Origin of the sequence: Providencia sp. PROV004, from assembly GCF_011045615.1 — a bacterium.
Classification (GTDB): domain Bacteria; phylum Pseudomonadota; class Gammaproteobacteria; order Enterobacterales; family Enterobacteriaceae; genus Providencia; species Providencia rettgeri.
The window spans coordinates 77,144-97,829 of the sequence record NZ_CP042859.1; the positions used below are offsets into that span (position 1 = coordinate 77,144).

The 20,686-nt window shown below is 36.2% G+C and carries 21 protein-coding genes; 7 read left to right on the plus strand and 14 right to left on the minus strand.

The window, feature by feature from the left end; genetic code table 11:
• Positions 1-55 precede the first annotated feature (55 nt).
• Positions 56-733: a 6-hydroxyaminopurine reductase gene (gene yiiM / locus FVA69_RS00310; RefSeq protein ID WP_109913245.1), complete on the plus strand. Its 678-nt coding sequence runs from the start codon at positions 56-58 to the stop codon at positions 731-733.
• Positions 734-824: 91 nt separating this feature from the next.
• On the opposite strand, the gene FVA69_RS00315 is transcribed toward yiiM, so the two are convergent.
• Both FVA69_RS00315 and FVA69_RS00320 read right to left on the minus strand, forming a co-directional pair.
• Positions 825-2,459, minus strand: coding sequence for an ATP-binding cassette domain-containing protein (locus tag FVA69_RS00315; RefSeq protein WP_164528235.1), 1,635 nt, complete (start codon positions 2,457-2,459; stop codon positions 825-827).
• On the minus strand, positions 2,452-4,137 hold the full coding sequence (locus FVA69_RS00320; RefSeq protein WP_164528236.1) for an ABC transporter ATP-binding protein: 1,686 nt from the start codon (positions 4,135-4,137) through the stop codon (positions 2,452-2,454). The genes FVA69_RS00315 and FVA69_RS00320 overlap by 8 nt, the downstream gene beginning before the upstream one ends.
• A gap of 186 nt (positions 4,138-4,323) precedes the next feature.
• Here FVA69_RS00320 and FVA69_RS00325 point away from each other — a divergent pair, with 186 nt between their 5' ends.
• On the plus strand, positions 4,324-5,229 hold the full coding sequence (locus FVA69_RS00325) for a LysR substrate-binding domain-containing protein (protein WP_004906621.1): 906 nt from the start codon (positions 4,324-4,326) through the stop codon (positions 5,227-5,229).
• A gap of 44 nt (positions 5,230-5,273) precedes the next feature.
• Here the strand turns inward: FVA69_RS00325 and FVA69_RS00330 are convergent, their stop codons facing one another.
• Positions 5,274-6,149: a pirin family protein gene (locus FVA69_RS00330; protein ID WP_109913242.1), complete on the minus strand. Its 876-nt coding sequence runs from the start codon at positions 6,147-6,149 to the stop codon at positions 5,274-5,276.
• A gap of 266 nt (positions 6,150-6,415) precedes the next feature.
• Here FVA69_RS00330 and FVA69_RS00335 point away from each other — a divergent pair, with 266 nt between their 5' ends.
• The 3 genes from FVA69_RS00335 (at position 6,416) to FVA69_RS00345 (ending at position 8,978) form a co-directional block, all read left to right on the plus strand.
• On the plus strand, positions 6,416-7,093 hold the full coding sequence (locus tag FVA69_RS00335) for a hydrolase (protein WP_004906617.1): 678 nt from the start codon (positions 6,416-6,418) through the stop codon (positions 7,091-7,093).
• Between the two features lie 95 nt (positions 7,094-7,188).
• The gene (locus FVA69_RS00340) at positions 7,189-7,755 is read left to right on the plus strand and encodes a YceI family protein (protein WP_109913240.1); all 567 of its coding nucleotides are present in this window, start codon (positions 7,189-7,191) and stop codon (positions 7,753-7,755) included.
• Between the two features lie 14 nt (positions 7,756-7,769).
• The gene (locus tag FVA69_RS00345; protein ID WP_164528237.1) at positions 7,770-8,978 is read left to right on the plus strand and encodes a lactate oxidase; all 1,209 of its coding nucleotides are present in this window, start codon (positions 7,770-7,772) and stop codon (positions 8,976-8,978) included.
• A gap of 282 nt (positions 8,979-9,260) precedes the next feature.
• Here the strand turns inward: FVA69_RS00345 and FVA69_RS00350 are convergent, their stop codons facing one another.
• The 10 genes from FVA69_RS00350 to FVA69_RS00395 form a co-directional block, all read right to left on the minus strand.
• Positions 9,261-9,623, minus strand: a complete 363-nt coding sequence (locus tag FVA69_RS00350; protein ID WP_109913239.1) for a helix-turn-helix domain-containing protein — start codon at positions 9,621-9,623, stop codon at positions 9,261-9,263.
• A 135-nt stretch (positions 9,624-9,758) separates the two neighbouring features.
• Entirely contained in the window at positions 9,759-10,607 is an 849-nt protein-coding gene (locus tag FVA69_RS00355) for an MrpH family fimbial adhesin (protein WP_109913238.1), read from the minus strand.
• Complete coding sequence (locus tag FVA69_RS00360) at positions 10,573-11,085, minus strand: fimbrial protein (RefSeq protein ID WP_164528238.1); 513 nt, start codon at positions 11,083-11,085, stop codon at positions 10,573-10,575. The genes FVA69_RS00355 and FVA69_RS00360 overlap by 35 nt, the downstream gene beginning before the upstream one ends.
• Before the next feature lies 1 nt (position 11,086).
• A complete protein-coding gene (locus tag FVA69_RS00365; RefSeq protein ID WP_109913236.1) occupies positions 11,087-11,836 on the minus strand; it encodes a fimbria/pilus periplasmic chaperone in 750 nt (249 codons plus the stop codon).
• Positions 11,837-11,856: 20 nt separating this feature from the next.
• On the minus strand, positions 11,857-12,360 hold the full coding sequence (locus tag FVA69_RS00370) for a fimbrial protein (RefSeq protein WP_164528239.1): 504 nt from the start codon (positions 12,358-12,360) through the stop codon (positions 11,857-11,859).
• A 1-nt stretch (position 12,361) separates the two neighbouring features.
• The gene (locus tag FVA69_RS00375; RefSeq protein ID WP_164528240.1) at positions 12,362-12,979 is read right to left on the minus strand and encodes a fimbrial protein; all 618 of its coding nucleotides are present in this window, start codon (positions 12,977-12,979) and stop codon (positions 12,362-12,364) included.
• Positions 12,980-12,991: 12 nt separating this feature from the next.
• Positions 12,992-13,633 (minus strand): fimbria/pilus periplasmic chaperone, encoded by a 642-nt coding sequence (locus tag FVA69_RS00380; RefSeq protein WP_238789275.1) that lies wholly within the window; start codon positions 13,631-13,633, stop codon positions 12,992-12,994.
• Between the two features lie 97 nt (positions 13,634-13,730).
• The gene (locus FVA69_RS00385) at positions 13,731-16,223 is read right to left on the minus strand and encodes a fimbria/pilus outer membrane usher protein (protein WP_162598878.1); all 2,493 of its coding nucleotides are present in this window, start codon (positions 16,221-16,223) and stop codon (positions 13,731-13,733) included.
• Positions 16,224-16,279: 56 nt separating this feature from the next.
• Complete coding sequence (locus FVA69_RS00390; RefSeq protein WP_109913232.1) at positions 16,280-16,804, minus strand: fimbrial protein; 525 nt, start codon at positions 16,802-16,804, stop codon at positions 16,280-16,282.
• Between the two features lie 53 nt (positions 16,805-16,857).
• The gene (locus tag FVA69_RS00395; RefSeq protein WP_109913231.1) at positions 16,858-17,445 is read right to left on the minus strand and encodes a fimbrial protein; all 588 of its coding nucleotides are present in this window, start codon (positions 17,443-17,445) and stop codon (positions 16,858-16,860) included.
• A gap of 547 nt (positions 17,446-17,992) precedes the next feature.
• Here FVA69_RS00395 and FVA69_RS00400 point away from each other — a divergent pair.
• Both FVA69_RS00400 and FVA69_RS00405 read left to right on the plus strand, forming a co-directional pair.
• Positions 17,993-18,709, plus strand: coding sequence for a winged helix-turn-helix domain-containing protein (locus FVA69_RS00400; RefSeq protein WP_110731515.1), 717 nt, complete (start codon positions 17,993-17,995; stop codon positions 18,707-18,709).
• Complete coding sequence (locus tag FVA69_RS00405; protein WP_109913177.1) at positions 18,672-19,154, plus strand: hypothetical protein; 483 nt, start codon at positions 18,672-18,674, stop codon at positions 19,152-19,154. Before FVA69_RS00400 ends, FVA69_RS00405 begins: the two co-directional genes overlap by 38 nt.
• 481 nt (positions 19,155-19,635) lie before the next feature.
• Here the strand turns inward: FVA69_RS00405 and trpS are convergent, their stop codons facing one another.
• Positions 19,636-20,679: a tryptophan--tRNA ligase gene (gene trpS, locus FVA69_RS00410; protein ID WP_164528242.1), complete on the minus strand. Its 1,044-nt coding sequence runs from the start codon at positions 20,677-20,679 to the stop codon at positions 19,636-19,638.
• Positions 20,680-20,686 lie beyond the last annotated feature (7 nt).

The following is a 20,686-nucleotide window of genomic DNA, read 5'->3' on the forward strand; positions in this document are numbered from 1 at the left end:
CTTGAACACAGCAACCGTTATTTCATCCTACGTGAGTATTAAGGTGTGATCTCGCATGAAAGTATCTCCCCAAGTCTTTATCGGTAAAGTCCAAGCAACTCAATCTTGTGGGCACAGCGCTATTCACAAGCAAGCTGCCGACGGGTTATTGATGTTAGGGCAATTGGGGCTTGATGGCGATGAACAAGCTGAAAAGCGCTTCCATGGTGGGCCAGATAGAGCACTTTGCCATTATCCTAGGGAACATTATGATTTCTGGGTCAATGCATATCCTGATTTAGCCGATTTATTTGTTGCCTCTGCATTTGGGGAAAATATATCAACGTTGGGTATGACTGAAGAAAACGTATTTATTGGGGATATTTTTGCATGGGGTGATGCGCGTATTCAGGTCACTCAACCTCGTTCCCCTTGTTATAAGCTCAATGGGTTAACGGGAATTGAAAATTTTGCACAAATGATGCAAGACAATGGGCGCTGTGGTTGGTTGTACCGCGTCATTAAAACAGGCAATGTTAGTGAAAATGCGCCATTAACGCTATTGAGCCGCAATAGTGATATTTCAGTACAAGAAGCCATTATGATAGCATTTCATGCCCCTTATGATGAGGAGCTATACCAGCGCTTGTTAAGTGCAGCAGGGTTATCCGCAAGTTGGAGCTTAACCATGCAGAACCGTTTAGATAACTACCGCATCGAAGAGTTTAAGCACCGGTTGTTTGGTAAACGTTAATCGCTAGCGAAAAGCTATTGTGCGCTTATAACAAAGAGAGTCTTTAGCCATAAGCGTTTGCTAGCAATATAACGTGCGATACTGAGAATGCCTATATCTTAGGTGTTTGTTGTATAAACTGTTGGTACCACGGGATATTCGCCATTAATTCGAGATGTGTTCCCTGAGCGATAATTTTTCCTTTCTCCATATACACAATTTCATCCGCTTGGCGGGCAAGGTTAGGCTGGTGGGTGACGACGATACGTGTCTGTTGTTTGGCTTGAGTAATAAGGTCAATCACGGAGGCTGTATTGATGTTATCAAGGCTTGCTGTTGGTTCATCCATTAAAATTATATTAGGATGCTGTAGAATCAATCTTGCAATACACAGCCGTTGTCTTTGTCCTCCAGAAAGTAACATACCGCCAGAACCAACCTCTTTTTCTAAGAACGTATGATTGGCAGTGAAATTAAGTTGTGTCAGTAATGCACTGATTGCCCGGTCATCAATATTATCATCATCAAGTACCAAATTTTGGCGTACGCTACCGCAAAATAAACGGCTATCTTGTAGTAAGACTCCCCGGTGAGCACACAACACCTCTTGTGATAGGTTTTTAATATTTTTATTACCGTAGTTCACACTGCCATATGTTGGGTCTTGTAAGCGAGCGAGTAAGCTTAATAATGTACTTTTTCCTGCTCCTGATGGCCCTACAATGGCGGTAAGTGTATGTTCCTTAAAGCTAAGACCTATGTTTTGTAAAATGCATTTTTTATTGTCACTGTAAAATGATAACTGTTCACAGTTAACGCTATCGATAGTGGGTGTTGATGAACGATAAGGAAATGTTAATACCGGAGCCTGCAAGGCTATTTCGATTCGTTGAATTGATTTTTTCATTTGTCTAATTGATTGATCTAAATGAGAAAGTAACCACATAGGTTCAATTAAGCGCGCTAATAAAACTAACCCTGCTAGCCACATATTTAATGGCATCTTTGCATGATCAACTAAATAAATACCGAACCCAAAGAGCGTAATAAAGGCGGTTTGCACCATTAATGAAAATAATAAGTGAAATGGCAAGCTTCTTCGTTGTAGCTGTCTCTGAGTTTGATACTGGGATGCTAAGGCAAGTTTGGGATGCAGCTGCTCATAATGGGTATTTGAGCGACGAATCAATGGCTGGTGGAGCGCATATTGGTTGAGTGCACTCATTGCTTGTTGTTCTGATTCATGAGCTGCTCGTTCAAAAAAGGCAATTTTTCTAGCAGATAAGTGTAAAGAGACTAATAACAAAAGGAGTATAAACAGTAAAATAGCGCCAAATGCACCTTGATAGACTAACATTCCAATCACGATAGTACAGGGCGTGACTAACCCGCTAATAATAGGATGGAGTAAATGTGCGGGTACAGACATAACCTGTGATACAGGTCCTGAAATTAATTGGTTGCTGTTTGAAATGGGTTGCAATGAAAGCGGCAGATGGAGAATAAGTGCCGTAGCAAGATAGCGCATCACCAATCCCCCTGCAAAATAGCCTTTCTGGGTGGCTATAAATGTTATGGTGAGTGTTATTAAGCTAGAAAGAGTGAATAGTATTAATGGGATAGTGGTATCAAGGTGCCAATCTAAAATAACAACAAATAAAAATAACCCGCTAATTCCCTCTAAAACAGCGCTTAGCGTCATCCAAAATATAGCATTACGTACGGTGTATAATAAGCGTTTAAGCACAGTTCTCCTCCAATGCACGTAAAAGTTGCTGATAGGGTTCTGAATGTATTGAAAGTTGTTGATGAGAGCCTTGTGCGATTAATTTTCCGTTGTCTAACAATAATATGCGGTCTGCTAGATTCAAGCCGTTTAAGTCATGGGTAACGAATACACAAGTTCGCGGCTCGCTATGCAATAAATTAAGCACCCGCTGTGCATTTCGAGGGTCAAGTGCGGATGTCGGTTCATCAAGCAGCAATAAAGGCGCTGGTGATAGCAATGCTCGTGCAATCGCGAGGCGTTGAGCCTCTCCACCGGACAACACTATATCTTGCTCTATTACGGCATCCAGCCCTTTAGGTTGTTGTTTTACCAGTGATAATAAATTGAGCTCACCAAGGTAACGGTACATATCATCTTCAGTGGAGTTAGGGGCAAATAGCTGTAGATTTTCACGCACAGAACAAGGCAGAGGCGGGGTGCTTTGCATGACGATGGAAACCGTACGGTTCAAACTAGTTAATGATAGCAGTGGTAATGGAACCGAGTTAAAGAGGACATTTCCCTCTGTTGGGTCTAAAAAGCGCGCCATAAGTTGTATTAAGGTGCTTTTTCCCGCTCCAGACGTTCCGACAATAGCAATAAATTCGTTGGGGGCTACGGTGATATTAATATTCGATAATATTGGGTTATTACCTATTTTAACATCAACTTGGACAAGTTTGAGCTCACCTTGGGATGGGGTAATTTCCTTTTCTCCGTAATGCATACCCGGTTCAGCTAGAAGTTGGCGAATACGTTCTGATGCGCTAACAGCAAGGTTCAAGGCGTCGGCACCATGCCCCATTGCAGCAACGGGGGCGGCAATACTGCTAATTAATAGAATGAATAAAATGATTTGAGCGAGAGGTACGGGCTCAGAGAGTAATGAAACCCCAAAAATAACCCATAATGACAGCAATGTGCTGCTGATACCGACTTGGGTCAGTGAGCTCAAGGCGCCTATTTTACTTATCCATCGCTTAAAGGCGATTTCAAATTGGTATAACGCTTGTGATGTTTTTTTTTGAATGGATTGATTGGGATATTGCCTTGCCTGTAGCGGGTTATCTGCAAGTTCAGCATATTGTTCATACAGGGCACTCATTGTCCGGTTACGTGAGGTATATAGCGCCTGATAACGTATAGAACGCATTCGTTTAAATAAAAAAACCGAGGTGATTAATGGCATTAAGCAAAAAATGGTGAGTAGTGCATTTTGCCATAATAAAATGAGAGTTGCTGTTATTGGGACGATAATTAATTTTGTGATATCTGCGGGGGCATGAGCGGTTAATTGATGTAGCGAACGGACATCACGATCAGCTATTTGTAAAAAGCCATCTCGACCATGTTGGGCAAAGTGGCTTAGAGGGAGTTTTTCTACTTTATCCAGAAGTTGTAGCCTGAGTTGATGGCAGAGATGGTTATCAGTTTGATGCGTTAAATACAGAGCAAAAGTTTGGCAAATTAACCAGCTGACACCACCGATGGATGCAATAACAACCCATTCATAATATTGATGAACGGAAGTGTTGGCAACTTGGCTAATTGCTATCAATGGAATGAGTGAACAGAGGCCTGCGATGGCTTGTAAAATAAGTGCAAATAATAGTGTGAAGCGATAGGGACGAAGTAATTCCCAAAGTGCGCGGTACATGCGAAACCTCCATAGCGAATCGGTCACTTTAATTTATTTCGCTTTGTTATCGTGAATTAGTTGTTTTGCTTGCCAGACTATTTGTTTTGTTTGCAGGCCTTATTGGCGGTATTTATTTTTAAAGCGCTTTTTTGGGGTTTTTAGTAAGATGGCGATATTGCGATTAGGAATATTGAGGGGGGTGAGATGCAATATGATTTAAATGATCTCTACTATTTTGTGAAAGTTGTCGAATATGGTGGTTTTTCACAAGCGGGTTTGGCTCTAGGGATCCCTAAATCTAAATTGAGTCGACGTATTGCAGACTTAGAGAAAAACCTTAATGTTTCATTGATTTACCGTTCTACTCGCCAGTTTCATGTCACGGAAGTGGGGCAAGTCTTTTATCAGCAGTGTAAAAATGTGGTGGATGAAGCTGAAGTTGCTCATGAATTGATTTGTTCCGTTCAGTCACACCCTAAAGGAACGATCAAGTTATCGTGTCCAGTCGCACTGTTACAAGTCTATCTCAATGAATTACTTGTAGATTTTATGATAAAGTACCCTGATATCGATGTTCAAATTTTAGCAGTTAACCGCCCTGTGGATGTGATTAGTGAAGGGTTGGATTTAGCTATTCGAGTGCGTTCATTGCCATTAGATGATTCAGGCTTAATGATGAAAGTACTAGGATATTCACGGCGTATCTTAGTGGCTAGCCCGCAGTTATTCGCAGAGCACGGTGAACTCACAGAGCCCGAAAAGCTGGTGGATTACCCGATGTTAGCGAATACAGAGCACTCACAAAATTACACGTTGACCCTAAAAAATAGTCACGATCTTAGCTTTACGCAGCATTTCACCCCGAAGTTAGCGACAACAGATATTTTAACGTTATACCATGCGGCACGCAAAGGTGTTGGGATCGCAAGGTTGCCTTATGGTGTGGTAGAAAAAGACATTGAATCAGGGGATTTGATAGAGGTATTACCGAAATGGCAGTTTCCTGAAGATATTATTCATGCGGTATATCCATCACGCAAAGGGTTGTTGCCATCAATCCAATTATTATTAAATCATTTAGCAGATAATATTTCGCCGTCAGTGAAATAAATTTCCCCGATAGCGCATTAGGCTATCAGGGAAATATTTCTCATTTACTGTGTTTCAGGAATGCGGCCAAATTTCCCACTGTTGAAATCATTCACTGCTTCATTGATTTCTTGCACAGTATTCATCACAAATGGGCCGTAACCAACAACCGGCTCGTTAATAGGATCACCACTGAGCAACAGTACTAAGGCATCTTCTGTGGCTTCTAACAGAATATTGCTATCTGTATCGTCGAGGATCATCAGCTCCCCTTCGTTTAAAGCGGAACGACCATCAACAAATATTGAACCACGTAACATGACTAAACCGACATAGCGTCCCGCTTTGGTTGGGATACCGACCGTTTTACCTTTGTTAAGCTGCAAATCCCATACATCTAATGGACTAAAGGTTTTTGCTGCACCTTTATTGCCTAAATAGTCACCCGCGATCACTCGCAGTGTTCCTGCATCATTGGGTAATGCGACTTTTGGCATACTATGGCTTTCTAACAGCTGGTAGCCGGGGGCCGCTGATTTGTCTTTTGCTGGCAAATTAACCCACAGTTGTACCATATCAAGAGTGCCACCTTGTTTCATGAAGGCGTCAGACTGATACTCTTGATGTAAAATACCCGATGCCGCAGTCATCCATTGAACATCACCTGGGCCTATCACACCGCCTTCACCCGTAGAATCATGGTGAGCCACTTCGCCATCATACACTATTGTAACGGTTTCAAACCCACGGTGTGGATGCTCGCCAACACCCCTGTTTGCCGAATTTGAGCTTGGGAAATCAAAAGGCCCCGCTCTGTCGAGTAAAAGGAATGGGTTGAGGTATTTCCCATGATCGTTATAGCTAAACATTGAACGGACAGGAAAGCCGTCTCCGACCCAATGGCTGCGAGGAGATTGATAGATACCAATAATTTTTTTCATGGTTTTGCTCCTAAAATTGTTTTGATGGCTGAATAATAAAGGAGCAAATCATTTGGCAGTAGTAGCAAAAATAGGTTTCATTGTTGCAGTGATAGAACAATAGAATAAAGTCTAATTATTCTATTTATAGAACAGTGTTTATCAAAAACTGGACTACTCAGCCTTAAATCGATGAATTAATCTAAATAACACGAAAACGGAGCGGCTATCGTTCTATTTTTAAATCAAAAACAGATTTCATATTTTATCGATTGAGAGGTTTCATCATGAGTAGCCCAGCTAATTTTAACGGTCAACGTCCTGCTATTAACCCAGAAGATGCGGTGATGTTATTAATCGATCACCAGAGTGGCTTATTTCAAACCGTAGGTGACATGCCAATGACGGAATTGCGTGCTCGTGCAGCTGTTCTGGCTAAAATGGCTTCTCTAGCTAAAATTCCAGTAATAACAACGGCTTCTGTACCTCAAGGCCCAAATGGTCCGTTGATCCCAGAAATTCATCAAAATGCGCCACATGCACAATATATTGCACGCCGTGGCGAAATTAATGCATGGGATAACCCTGAGTTTGTGGCAGCGGTAAAAGCAACAGGTAAAAAACAATTAATTATTGCAGGAACCATTACCAGTGTTTGTATGGCTTTCCCTGCGATAAGTGCGGTGATGGATGGTTATCAAGTATTTGTGGTCATTGATGCATCAGGTACTTACAGCAAAATGGCGCAAGAAATCACCTTAGCGCGTGTCGTTCAAGCGGGTGTCGTTCCAATGGATACTGCGGCTGTTGCTTCAGAATTACAAGGGACTTGGAACCGTGAAGATGCGGCGGAGTGGGCAATGGCTTACACACAAATTTTCCCTGCTTATCAATTATTAATTGAAAGCTACAGCAAAGCGCAAGATGTTCTGAAAAATAATGAGCAATTAGATTCTGAACGTTAATTCGCGATAGGCCTCACATTTAACTTACGAAATTAAATCAGGTAGCGTTATGACTATAAAGCTGCCTATTTGCAATTGAATTTTAAGGAAATACGATGAAAAAGCTTGCATTACCTTTGCTGGTTTCTTTGTTTGCGTTTGGTACAGCACAGGCAGCAGACTATAAATTAGACTCAACGCATACCAAAGCGGTGTTTTATATTGACCATTTCAATACTTCTACCAATAGCGGCGGTTTTCACAATATCACTGGGAATATGAGCTATTCTCCGGAAAAACAAACGGGTAGCGTCAGTGTGAAAATTCCAGTGGAGACATTAAATACTGGGTTATCAGCCTTTGATAATCATATTAAAAGTGCAGATATGCTAGATGTCGCAAAATATCCAACTATTGAGTTTAAATCGACTAAATGGAACTTTGCAGACAACAAACCTGTATCTATTGATGGTGTTCTGACTATGAAAGGCCAATCACACCCAGTTCAGCTGAAAGCGACCAAATTTAGTTGTTATTTCAGCCCAATCTTTAAAGCTGATGTGTGTGGTGGTGATTTTGAAACAACCATTGACCGTACACAATGGGGGGTAGATTACCTAGTTAAAGAGGGTATGACAAAAGATGTGACCATCAAGATTCAAGCTGAAGCAATTAAACAGTAAGGGATATACTAACTATGTTGAATTTTAAAAGAAAAAATACTGTTGTTACATCAACTTTATTGGCTGTTGCATTGACATTCGGTACTGCTCAGGCGGCAGAATACAAAGCGAGCGATAAAGAAGGCCCAATTAAAATTGTGAACTTGGATGAATTAGAAAGCCAGGTTGCCAAAAGTATGGATAAAGGTGCTTTTGGTTATATTCGCGGTGGTGCTGAAGATGAATTAAACCTGAAGAAGAATACGCAACACTTTGATAATAAATATATTATGCCAAGAGTGATGCAGGGAATTGAAATTTCAGATATTGACCTTTCAACTGATTTTTTAGGAATTAAACTAAAAACCCCTATTATTCAAGCGCCGATGGCAGCTCAAGGATTAGCGCATAAAGATGGGGAAATAGCGACAGCAAAAGGTATGGCTAAAGCAGGTTCTATTTTCTCGTTAAGTACTTATGGGAATAAAACGATTGAAGAAGTGGCTGAAGTTTCAGGGGAAAACCCGTTCTTTTTCCAGCTTTATATGAGCAAAAATAATGCTTTTAACGAATTTACGTTAAAGCGAGCTAAAGAAAGTGGTGCTAAAGCGATTATTTTAACTGTTGACTCCCCTGTTGGTGGGTATCGTGAAGATGATATTCGTAATAACTTCCAGTTCCCACTGGGCTTTGCCAACTTAGAGCTATTTGCTAAGCAAAATAGTGATGGTTCGAAAACAGGTAAAGGTGCAGGGATCAGTGAAATTTATGCACAAGCGAAACAAGCCTTTACACCAGCCGATATTCAATACGTGAAAAAGTTATCAGGATTACCGGTAATAGTTAAAGGTATTCAATCACCTGAAGATGCCAATGTTGTGATCAAAGCCGGTGCCGATGCGATTTGGGTCTCTAATCACGGTGGTCGCCAGTTAGACAGTGGTCCTGCGTCTTTTGATGTACTGCCGTCAATTGCTAAAGTCGTAGATAAGCGTGTTCCAATTGTATTCGACAGTGGTGTACGCCGTGGCTCCCATGTATTTAAAGCTTTAGCGAGCGGTGCGGATGTTGTGGCTGTTGGTCGTCCTATTCTCTACGGGTTGAATTTAGGTGGAGCAGAAGGGGTGAACTCAGTGATCCAACAGCTGAATAAAGAACTTTCTATCAATATGATGTTAGGTGGTGCGAAAAATATTGAAGGTGTTAAGGCGACTAAGCTGTATACCGACAAAGATTTTCAATAATTAAAGTTAAACTCATTGGTTAATTAAAAACGGGAAAATTTTCCCGTTTTTTTATGCGTAGTATAATGTTTTTTTTAAATCGTTATTTTAATTTCCAATGCAAATTATCTGTTGTTTCATGTTTTCGATATTAGCATGGTTTTTCATAACTAAAGAAAATCAAAAATATATTAATAATATTACATTCATATGAATTTTTTAATTAATTAACTTATGTTTTATAGAAGTGTTGAAATAATAAAGTTCATGGCTCATATGGTTATAAATTAAAAATTATCTATGCTAATTTATGGGTTTAAAATAAAAAATGTCTGTACTTTCTATATTTCTATCGGATGAAAATAAAAAATGGTATTTTCGATATAATGCTGGGTAATTTACTTTGACTTCTTTAACTAATCGAGTAATAAAGTCATTGAAAGATATATCTAATTTTGATAGTAAATATATCATTAAACCTAAGTCTAACCTTGCTATCCCTCTTTCATAGCGAGAAATCTGTTGTTGACTAAGGCCGACAGATTTACCTAATTCAGCTCCTGATAAGCCTTTTGCTTTTCTCAAATAAGCGATTTCACGGCCAATTAGCATGGTGAGAGCTAAACGATCATCTTTAATTATTAAGGGTTTTTTAAGTGTAAACATCGTTAATTAATTCCTTATATGACAAATGAAAATTGAAGGATATTTTGGATTAAACATCAAGCTTTTTCATTAAATCGCGTAATATCATATATTCAAAATACAATAATATTATTAATAACAGTTTATAATATTGGGTTAATTATAAGTCATTACTAACAGTGTACTGCCAGAAAAATCACCGCCAATGACATTATCATTTGCAGATAAGGTGCTTCTAACCTTTACGTTGATGGATTGATTAACCGGTACTTTAATGTTTTCGGATGGACCTTTATCATCAAGATCTAACGTAGAGTAAATACTTTTATCATCTCTAAGGTATAATTTGTCATCAACTAAATTTTGAAACTCCAGGCTGACAGAGACATCGCCAGTGGTAATTTTTTCATGAGTGCAGGTTATAGTCGCATCAGTTGTTATTGACTTCCCATTAATTTCACTCGTGTTCACTAGTCCGTAGTCATGAACAATCTCAATTGGTGTGATTTTACAAACAGCATCGCCAATGATTTCAATAATAGAATCGTCACCAACACAAAAGTCGATAAACTGCCATTCGACTTGCCCTAACTTCCCACGCCCTATACATATTCCTTCTTTTATAAATAGTAAAGCTGTATTGCCCGCAGCAATTTTTACTGGAAACTTTGGTCTTAGTGGGGTGAAACAGTTACCGTCTGCTGTTCCAGGAACATCGATAATACTCCAACCACCAGATTTATTCCCTGCCATTAATGATACGGTATCACCTGAATAGCAGCCTTTAAAACCAGAACCTTCTGGTTGTGCCAGTGATGCGTAGAACTCAAAGTCAGCGCCCATTTCAATGGTAGCGGAACCATCAGCGTGTCTAATAAGCTTAAATATTTCCCCTTCGAAACCAGCGTGACTCATTGAACTATATGGTAAAATGGTTAGTAACAGTATATATAAAATTGTGTTAATAATTTTATTGGTATTCAGCTTCAATTGTTGCATTAGCATTAAACTCCCCTTCTATCAGCTCCCCTTCATCATTTTTAATGAGAACCGCATGAAGCTTAGGTATATTATTGGCATTAATCGGAATACTTTTGTCTAATTCAAATGGCTTACCATCATGAAATATTTTTATTCCTAAATTCTCTTGTTCATTAGTTCGTACTGTTGCGTTATCAGGATCAAAACTCACGGCATTACCACTAATTTTAAGTGTTAATTGCAGCTCATCCGATTCTCCATCACATGTTATATCGTAAGGTATTTCTCTTTCATATTTTCCTGATGAAATATTATTAATTCCTATATTATCACCAAAGTTTATTTCAATTGTTTTGCTATCACTAATTTGGCATTGTGGTTTAGATACCACACTACCCACAATAGAAAATTTTATTGTTTCAGTATCTTTAGCCATTATTGTATTACTAATGAATAAGCATAATGGAAGAATAATTAAATTAATTTTTTTGATTGCTAACATTTTAATTACTCTTATGGTTTATTTTTTCTACATTACATTCATTGTTTTTACATAAAAATGAAATGTTAATACTAGTCCCATAATCATTTACGATTGAAATAACTGGAGTTTGAAGAACGATATTATTTGGAATATCCAGTTCATAGTTATCTTTAGGTGGTATTACTGCTGGGTTAAACCCATGTAGCATTTTATTTCCATTTTTAATAGCAACCATATTAATGTTATAATCAGTTGGATTGAAAATTTTAAATTTATTTTTTTCTTTTGAAATGGTAATGTTTTGGGTTCCTGGTGTTGCTAATGTGCTTTTTCTTATAACAATATTTTCGGGTCTATAAAATATTTTAATTCTAGTCTGTAATGCAAATTGTAATGCATTTTTATTATTACTTTTTGGTGGGATTTCTCTGATATTTAGAAAAAAAAGGCTTTCCCTGTCTTGAGGTAAGTTTTGTATATTAGCTAAACCTCTTAATCTGATTAAAGTTTTATTTCCAGCCTCAATCCGTTGTATTGGTGGTAAAGCTACTAATGGTTCATTTATTTTTTCTCCATTAGCATTTTCAACCCAAGAGTGAATGAGATAAGGTGATTTTTTATCATTATTTGTAACTGTAACTTCAACAGACTCTTCATTTCCATTAAAAATAAGTCGAGTGCGATCTAGAGATAGAGCAGCATTAGATTGAAATGCAATACTCATACCTAATGATAACAATAAAAAAATCATATGTAATTTAATTTTCATATAACTATCACTCCAATATTTTAATCATAACTCATAGAGAAAGTTACAACTGAAGAAAAGCTACCTGTTGAAATTTTAGATAGGTCATATCCAACTAACATAGCTTCAATATTTAATTGATTTGTTCCTGAAGAAAGTTCAATGTCACTCATTGGTACATCTGGTGAAATATTATCACCATCTTCAGAGATAAGTTTAATTGCAATGCCTTTAGCTTCTCCAGTAACTGCAAATAACTCTTCATTATCAGAAAATTTATCGCCATGAAATGTAAAGTTAACAAATTTACTTATCGATATATCACAATCATTTAATGTAATATTGACATTTCTTTTAGCTGCGACTGTATTATTATTAAATGTTGATTTTACTATAGGGCCAAAATCAATTAATTGCTCTTCGGAGTCCAATGATAATGTACAAGGTTCAGATATGAGTGTTCCATAAAAATGAATATCAGTATCTTTCGAAAAAGTTAGCTGAGGAATAAAAAATACAATCACTAAATAAAAAACATTTTTCATTTTATTTGTATTCCAAAGATATATTTATAATTGAATTAAATTCACCGACTTTTAGCTCATTATTTGTTTTTACAATTTGAGCTGTGAATGATACTCCTGATTTTCCTTTGGATATAATCATAGGATGATGATGTTTATTCGGTATAATGATGTTACCTCTATTATCTTCAAGACGAATAGCTATCCCTTTTGCTTCACCATTAATTTTAAAAAAGTTAGAGTCTGATCTATCAGGAATACCATTAAAATGTAATTTAATGATTGCTTCATCTGGCGTGTATATTAAGTTACCAGAGTGGAATTCATCAACAGCAATGCCATTATTTATGCCACATCCTTTAAATCTTAAGTTAATCAATGTAGGTAATGACATATCTCCAACGTGACGAAATTGGGATGTATTGCTTTCTCCTAGAGAAAATTCTTGTTCTAACGATTCTTCATCTAAAGTACATGGTGACTCAAGTAGTTCACCATGTACATATAGTTCCCCGTTTAGCCCGTCTACATCCCAATTCCGATCAATAACATCAGAGTAGGTTTCAAATGTTAAAAATAGGATAGCTACTAATAATAAAATGTAATTAGCCTTTAAGTATATATTTTTTATCAGTAGCATAATTATTCCTACTTAAATATCATCAGCAACACATCGATTTCCTTGGCAATGAAAGCCTAAAATTGGCTTTCCACCAAAATCATTGATAGTTCTAATAAATGGTTTTTGAAAGGTCCGACTCTTTACTTTTTTATTTGATTTAGGTTCAATCATTACAGCTTCAAAATTTTTCTCTAATGGTTGATTCTCTGCACCTGTAATACCTATCAAGTTAATATAATATGGAGTTGGGTTTTCGACCATATATCCATCATTTTCTTTATTAAGAATAATTTTGTTATCCCATCTAGTATTTTTTTCTGGAATGATAGACTCGGGTCTATAAAATAGTTTTATCTTTGTTTGCAATGCTAATTGCATTACATTTGGTTTGTCGCTTTTAGGTGGCACTTCCCTAACATTGAAATAAAAAACAGATTCTCTATCTTGTGGTAACTGGCTGATATTTGCTGTTTTAGTTATTTTAATAACACTTTTATCTCCTGGCTCGACCCGCTGTAATGGTGGAGTTGTAAGAAATGGGCTAATTATTTTTTCACCCGCTTCATTTTCAAGCCATGATTGTGCTAAATAGGGTAACTTTTTATTTTCATTCTTAATGTTAAGGACAATGGACTTCTCATTATCCTGGATAAATAGCTCTAGTTCTATCAAGCGCTATCGCAGCATACCCATTATGAGCGACAGTAAAAAAAGAAATCAAAATAGTACCAATATTGATAATAGATTTATTCATAATAAATAGTTAACCTCAATTAATCGTACAAGGTAATAGTAAAGAGTCGCCTGTAGTGAGTTCTTTAGGAAAACGTATTTGGCAACGCTGATCTTTACCAAATGTTATAAAGGCTATCTCTTCACTATTAGCACCAACTATCCATGTATTTCCGTTATCTCCAACAATACCAAGTTCATCTCCTTTGGCATTTTTAACTAGGGCTCCAAAAGGTGGTTCAGAGCCATCATTTAATTTTATTGAGGCCATTATTTTCGCCCCTTTTAAAATATCAAAGTGATGATAACCGATAGCACCTTCAGTAAATGCACTCTCTCTAACAGGTGTTCCTTTTGGTTCTATATCATCAGCAAATTTATTTACATCTAATTTAATTGATACTTTATAATAACTACTAATATCCGTAATAACTCCATAGCCATATCTATTCGAATGTATTCCATTACCTATAGGTACACCGCTGGTTTTATCGGTATCAACTAATACTCGAGTTCCTCCCGCATTTCCTCCTGGGTGTAATGCCATACCTTGGCTTGTTGCTGTCATTCCTCCTCTAGAGGAAAAGCCCATCGATTTATAATCACCTTGGAGAATTGAAGCATTTAAGCTTAAATCAGACGAATCACCCCTATGAGCGTAAAACCCACTTATTTGTGGATTAACACCATTATCATTGCGAACGCCAACATTAATTCTATAACTATCTCCATTATCTAGCCTGCTATAATAACCAGCAGTTTGAGAGTAAGTATTTCCACTGTAATTAGCATTATAGCTTACGGTTGCTTTTTGAAGAGGAATGCTCATTCCAATGAATAAAGCATTGTCCCATTTATAATTATATTTACTTCTTGATAGATTTAAGTTTAATGATATATCTCGTATATCGCCAATATCTATATACTTATTTAAGGCAAAACTGTAGTAATCGATGTCATCTTTATCCCAATAGGTTTGATGACTCCAACTGATATTTGTGCTCAACCGCTGTTCTGAAAAATTCTTGCTTGCTGTAATAGTGTATAATTCTTTTCCTTTAGATAATAGATAGTTTCCTTTTAATGAATCAATGAATTGCCCCATTGACATATAATCTTTTTCAGAAAAACGGTATCCTGCAAATGTAATATCACTATCTAATTCATCAAATCGTTTGGAATAACTTAGTCGCCAAGATTTACCATTTAATTTATTTGTGTGGTTTTTATTGTTAGCATTTATGTTATTGACCTCAGCCCAAGATTGAGTTAGATCGACTGATAATGCACCAAGCCAAAACAAGTCTCTTCCTAATCCTACGCTAACTGATTGATATGGTTTAGAAAGTATTAGGCCACCATAAACAGACCAAGCATTAGAAACACCCCAAGATAATTCACCTGATGTAAATAAAGGTCCTTCAATATGACGTTGATTATCACTTGGTTTACCGGTGAATAATTTATATCTTATTTGCCCAGGTCTTGTTAAATATGGAACTGTCGCTGTGTCAGCAGTATAAGTTTGAACGCTGCCATCTGCTTCTTCAACTCTTACATCTAAACGGCCTTTAACAAAACTATTGAGATCTGAGATTTTAAATGGCCCAGCGGCTACAGTCGTTTCACTAAGAATTCGCCCTTTTTGACTGACAATAACGGTTGCATTTGTTTTTGCGACGCCTGTAATTTCTGGCGCGTATCCTCTCAATTTAGGTGGTATCATCCTTTCATCACTAATTAATGAGCCACCGATAAAACGCCAAGTGTCAAATATGTCAGAGTTTACATATGTTTCACCTAGGACTAATTGAGAGGTTATCCACGGTAATGCTCTAAATGCATAAATACGGCTCCAATCGAACTTGCTTTCAGTATTTCTAGAGGAATTACGATAACTAGCTTGGTAATCTCCTCTGAATCGCCATGCGCCATAGTTTACTCCAAGTGTTCCGTTAGAACTGATATTTTTGCTACTATTACCGTCGTCTGGTTTTATGAAATTACCGTTTATATTATAATCAAGCATGATTCCTGGAATACCATTATCCCATAAGGATTGAGGTAACCAATTCTCATCACTGTACTCAAGCCAAGCCTGAGGAATAGATACTTTTAATGATGCATCGGATAAATCACCTTTAACGAATGCGCCATCAATTGAATTAAAATCAATACACTTACCATTATCCCAGGTTTTTATATCACCAATAACACTTTCTTTTAAACCCATAAAAGGAAGAAATTCTGGCTTAATGCATGCTTCAACGATATCATTCTCATTTCTTTCTTTAAAAGAAAATTCTGATTCCATAACATCATATTCATTAATGTATAGTCGAAGAAGGTAACTGCCGGGCATTATATATCCAGCTTGAGAAAAATGAGATATGTCTATATTTTTTTTTATATCATCATCAAGGATATCAGTATTAAATTCTACAGCTTTTGCAGTGTTAATGGTGGATAAAAGCATAAGAGAAAAATTTAATAATAATACTTTGAAAATGATTTTTTTTAAATTTAGCACATAACACCTCTCAACTGAATAATCAACGATATTCATTAGTAAATGACTATCAGCTTTTAGTGATAAGAAACCATATAACGAATAAAACTTTTATAATTACCAGCTTTAAGTGGTTTATTATTTCTTACTAATTGTATCTTATAATATAGAGTTGTATTTTTATCTTGTAACTCAATAGCTGGCATTGCTTCTTTATCTTTTGCAACATTAAATTCATTATCATATATTTTTATACCGACACCTTCAGCACTGCCTGTAGTTAAAAATGTATTTTCAACATTCATATCCAGTAATCCAGAAAATGTTATATTTGCATCAATCCATTTTTCTCCTGATTCTTTATTCAAGTCACAATTAACAAGATGAATAGAAAAATCTTTAATTGGAGATAAACTTTTACCTGATAAATAATTAATAGATATAGCTCCAAAATCAATATCCTGATAAATATCATCAGTTAGTATTGAACAGGCAGATTCAATTATCTGGCCATTGAGTGTGACACTCCCATGCCCTTGTTTATTTGCCATAACATTAGTGGAAAAAATGGCAAATAATACTAATGTTAATCTTTTTATCACCTGGCTATACCTAATTAATAGTGGCCGGACGATATTGACCGGCCAATAAATTATTACATATAAGATAATGTGAAATTAGTTACTGCTGTGAATTCACCTGTTGCAAGGCTAGCATCATCGATACCTTGTAAGTATGCAGAGAAATTCAGAGTATTATCGCCATTGATTAATTCACGGCCATTACTTTCTTTGTTTAGTTCAATTACGGTACCTGAGCCATCAGTGATTGCAACACCCGCACCTTTAGCTGTTCCGGTAATTCCTAATAATGTATTGATTGGACCTGCACTGCCTGCAGCTGGTGAACCACCAAAAGTGATTTTTACTGTATTACCGACTAAAGCACGAGTATCTTCACCAGGACCAACTGGGCTTTCTTCTTCAAAAGAACAGTTTTCTAATAAGATATCGAAGTTACGAGGAGTTGACTGGCCATTGTCTTTCAATTGTGATTTTGCAATTTGACCAAGATCGATTTCTTGGTTTGTTGAATCTGGATTGATAGAACATGCAGCTTCAATAATAGAACCTGTAAATGTAATTTTACCTGAACCTTGACTTGGCTCACTTGCTGCCTGAACACCAAAAGTAGCAAGACCAGCAGTAAAAATTAAAGCAGTTGTGATTTTGTTAAATTTCATATTTTCTACACTCTTCTATAATTAAAAACGAATAACAACAATAGGATTAATAACAACAATACTTACAGCTTATTACTTACAGCTTATTCAGTAGTACTCAATTACTAAAATGAATAGAGGCTAAATATGTATTAAAAAATAAATAAGCATAAGTCCGTTATTTGAGTTTCAAATATTAATGTAAAAATTCAACAAAATAAACGCTCACTACAAAGTAAAGAAAAAACAAAATAAAAAACCAGGTTTTTATAGATTAACGGAATATTTATCTAAAATATAAATTTAAAAATATTTATACTCTAAACTGTTGATATAAAAGTTTGTTAAATTAATTGTTTTTGTACTATAGAAATCTATTTTTAATGTAAATAAATAAAATATAGTGGTGAAAATTGTCTTGTCAGTGACTTTTTATCCATAAAAAAATTTTTTTATGAAAAATAAAGATACACTCAGTTATCATTAAAAATTGAAATTTGTTTGTTGATCTTTTGTATTCAAATATGGCAATATAATGAAAGGTTAACCTAATAGTAAAGTTAATGTGATGAAATATATTATCAATGATAAAGTTATTTATGATGAGAGTGCACAGACATTAAGTCGTGATAATACAATAATAAGCTTAACATTGCCCTGTAGCCAGTTATTATCTGTTTTCATAAAAAAGCAAAATATAGTTATTAGTCGAGACTATTTATTAGAAAAGGTCTGGGGGAAATTAGGTCGAGTATCTTCCAACCATAACTTGAGTCAAAATATATTTTTGCTACGAAAGAATTTGAGTGAGCTTGGCTTAGAAAAAATAATAGAGACGATCCCAAAGCAAGGGTTTAAATTCGTTGCTTCTGCTACTATCGAAAACTTGCCGTTCAAAAACTCTGAAAAAAAAGCAAAAACGAAAATCAAAATAAAAAAGAGATACTTTTTTATTTTAATAATGATCGTTTTACTGTTTATATCAATTTATTTTTATATATCAAAATCGTACAATGCTGTTGTTGTGAAATCGCTAACCATCGATAGATGTGATATTTTTTTAAGAAAAAAAATATCAAATGAAGAGCGTTTTTTGAAAGAAATGGAAAAAAACACTCAAAATATAGCGGAAAGGTGCAAAAATAAAAATGGTATCATTTTATATGATGATAGTGAGACTATAGGAAAAAACGGTGTTTATGAAAGCATTCTTTCTTGGTGCAAAAAAGATAAAGATGAAAATATTTATGAATGCGAAAACAATATTTATCTACATGTTCGTTAGTAGCATAATATTGGCTATCGCGGTAGCTAGCTTCTATTTTTTTCACTCAAAATATTCAATACCGAATAACTGTCATGGTGTCATTAATTTTACCAATAATGAAGCAGAAGAAGAGCTGATCTATGGTAGGGTTTCTGTTATTTATCACTTGGTTAACGACAATAAATATATCGTTAATGAATATGGAACAGTACACAATAATAATAAAAGCTATACCATGGACAGGGTATTAACTTTGACTATCCAAGGGAAAACAAAAGATGATGCCATCATTTTTAAAAAGGGGAAAGTAGAATTAAATGCTACGGACAATGTGCCGCCTGATATATCGGCATACTTAGCGGGGAATCACGATCTTCTTTTCTATAAGTTCACACTGTTAAAAGATAACCTTTGGAGTATCTCTGATGTCAAACGAGTTGTTTTTGTGTGTCAGAGTGAGTAATTCAACATATTGAAAATAAAAATATTTTATTTAAATTAGCTAATTAGCTTTGATAGTTAAAGTTGTTAGCTTATTGCCTATAGTATTTTAACTCATCTAATTTAGATTATTTTTGTGGTCAAATCAGGTTGGCCACGACTCTTTTTTCACTAAAAACTCACCGATTTTTTTGATTATTCGTTATGTTATCGATAAGTGTGTCTTGATAAGATGCTTAGTTAACTATCATTTTCTGATGCTATTATCAATTAGAAAGGAGAGAATAATAAGATCTTCTTTCTAGAAAATGAATTTAATTATTAAATAATAATTACACCTAACTATCAGCTGATTAAAAAATTGAATGGTTTTATTGGACAAGGCATAGTGAAATGATAATGAATGAGTGTATTGATTATATCAATTTCTCTTTGGTATTAATCTATCCTTATAATAAAAAGTAGGGGAATACGTACATTTCCCCTACTTATGTAAAAATAAACTATAAAATTGGGCGTTTAACGAAGCCAATTGCTTCATAAACTTTATCTAACGTTTCTTGCGCGCGAGCAGCCGCTTTAGTTGCACCTTCATCCATAATTTGGTTGAGCAGTGCTTCATCATTACGGAATTCATGGTAGCGAGTTTGAAGAGTAGTTAACATGCCAGAAACAGCTTCTGCTACAGCACCTTTTAGATGACCGTACATTTGGCCTTCAAATTCTGCTTCGAGTTCTGCGATTTTCTTACCAGTCACGCCCGACATGATATCTAATAAGTTAGAAACACCCGGTTTGTTTTCTAAATCATAACGAATACGCGGTGGCTCTTCGGAGTCAGTCATTGCGCGTTTGATTTTTTTCACGACAGATTTCGGGTCTTCTAATAATGCGATAACGTTGTTACGGTTATCATCAGACTTAGACATTTTCTTGGTTGGATCTTGTAGCGCCATAACACGGGCACCACCACCAGTCGGAATGAATGGATCGGGTACAGTGAAAATATCACCGTAAATAGCATTGAAGCGTTGAGCAATATCACGGCTCAATTCAAGATGTTGTTTCTGGTCAATGCCAACGGGTACTTGATTTGTTTGATAAATCAAAATATCGGCTGCCATTAGTACCGGGTAATCAAATAGGCCTGCATTGATATTTTCTGCATGACGGGCAGATTTATTTTTAAACTGAGTCATACGGCTCAATTCACCGAAATAGGTGTAGCAGTTAAGCGCCCAGCTCAGTTGAGCGTGTTGTGGTACATGGGACTGAACAAAAATAGTGCTTTTTTTCGGGTCAATGCCACAAGCTAAATAAAGCGCGAGTGTATCAAGGGTTCTTTTACGCAGCTCGATAGGGTCTTGGCGAACGGTGATAGCGTGCTGGTCAACGATACAGTAAATGCAATCGTAGTCATCTTGCATTTGTACCCACTGACGTAATGCACCCATATAGTTACCGATGGTTAATTCACCGGAAGGCTGTGCGCCGCTGAATACGATTGGTTTTTGGGGTTGCTTTAAATTTTCAGTGGGAGTACTCATTTAGTTA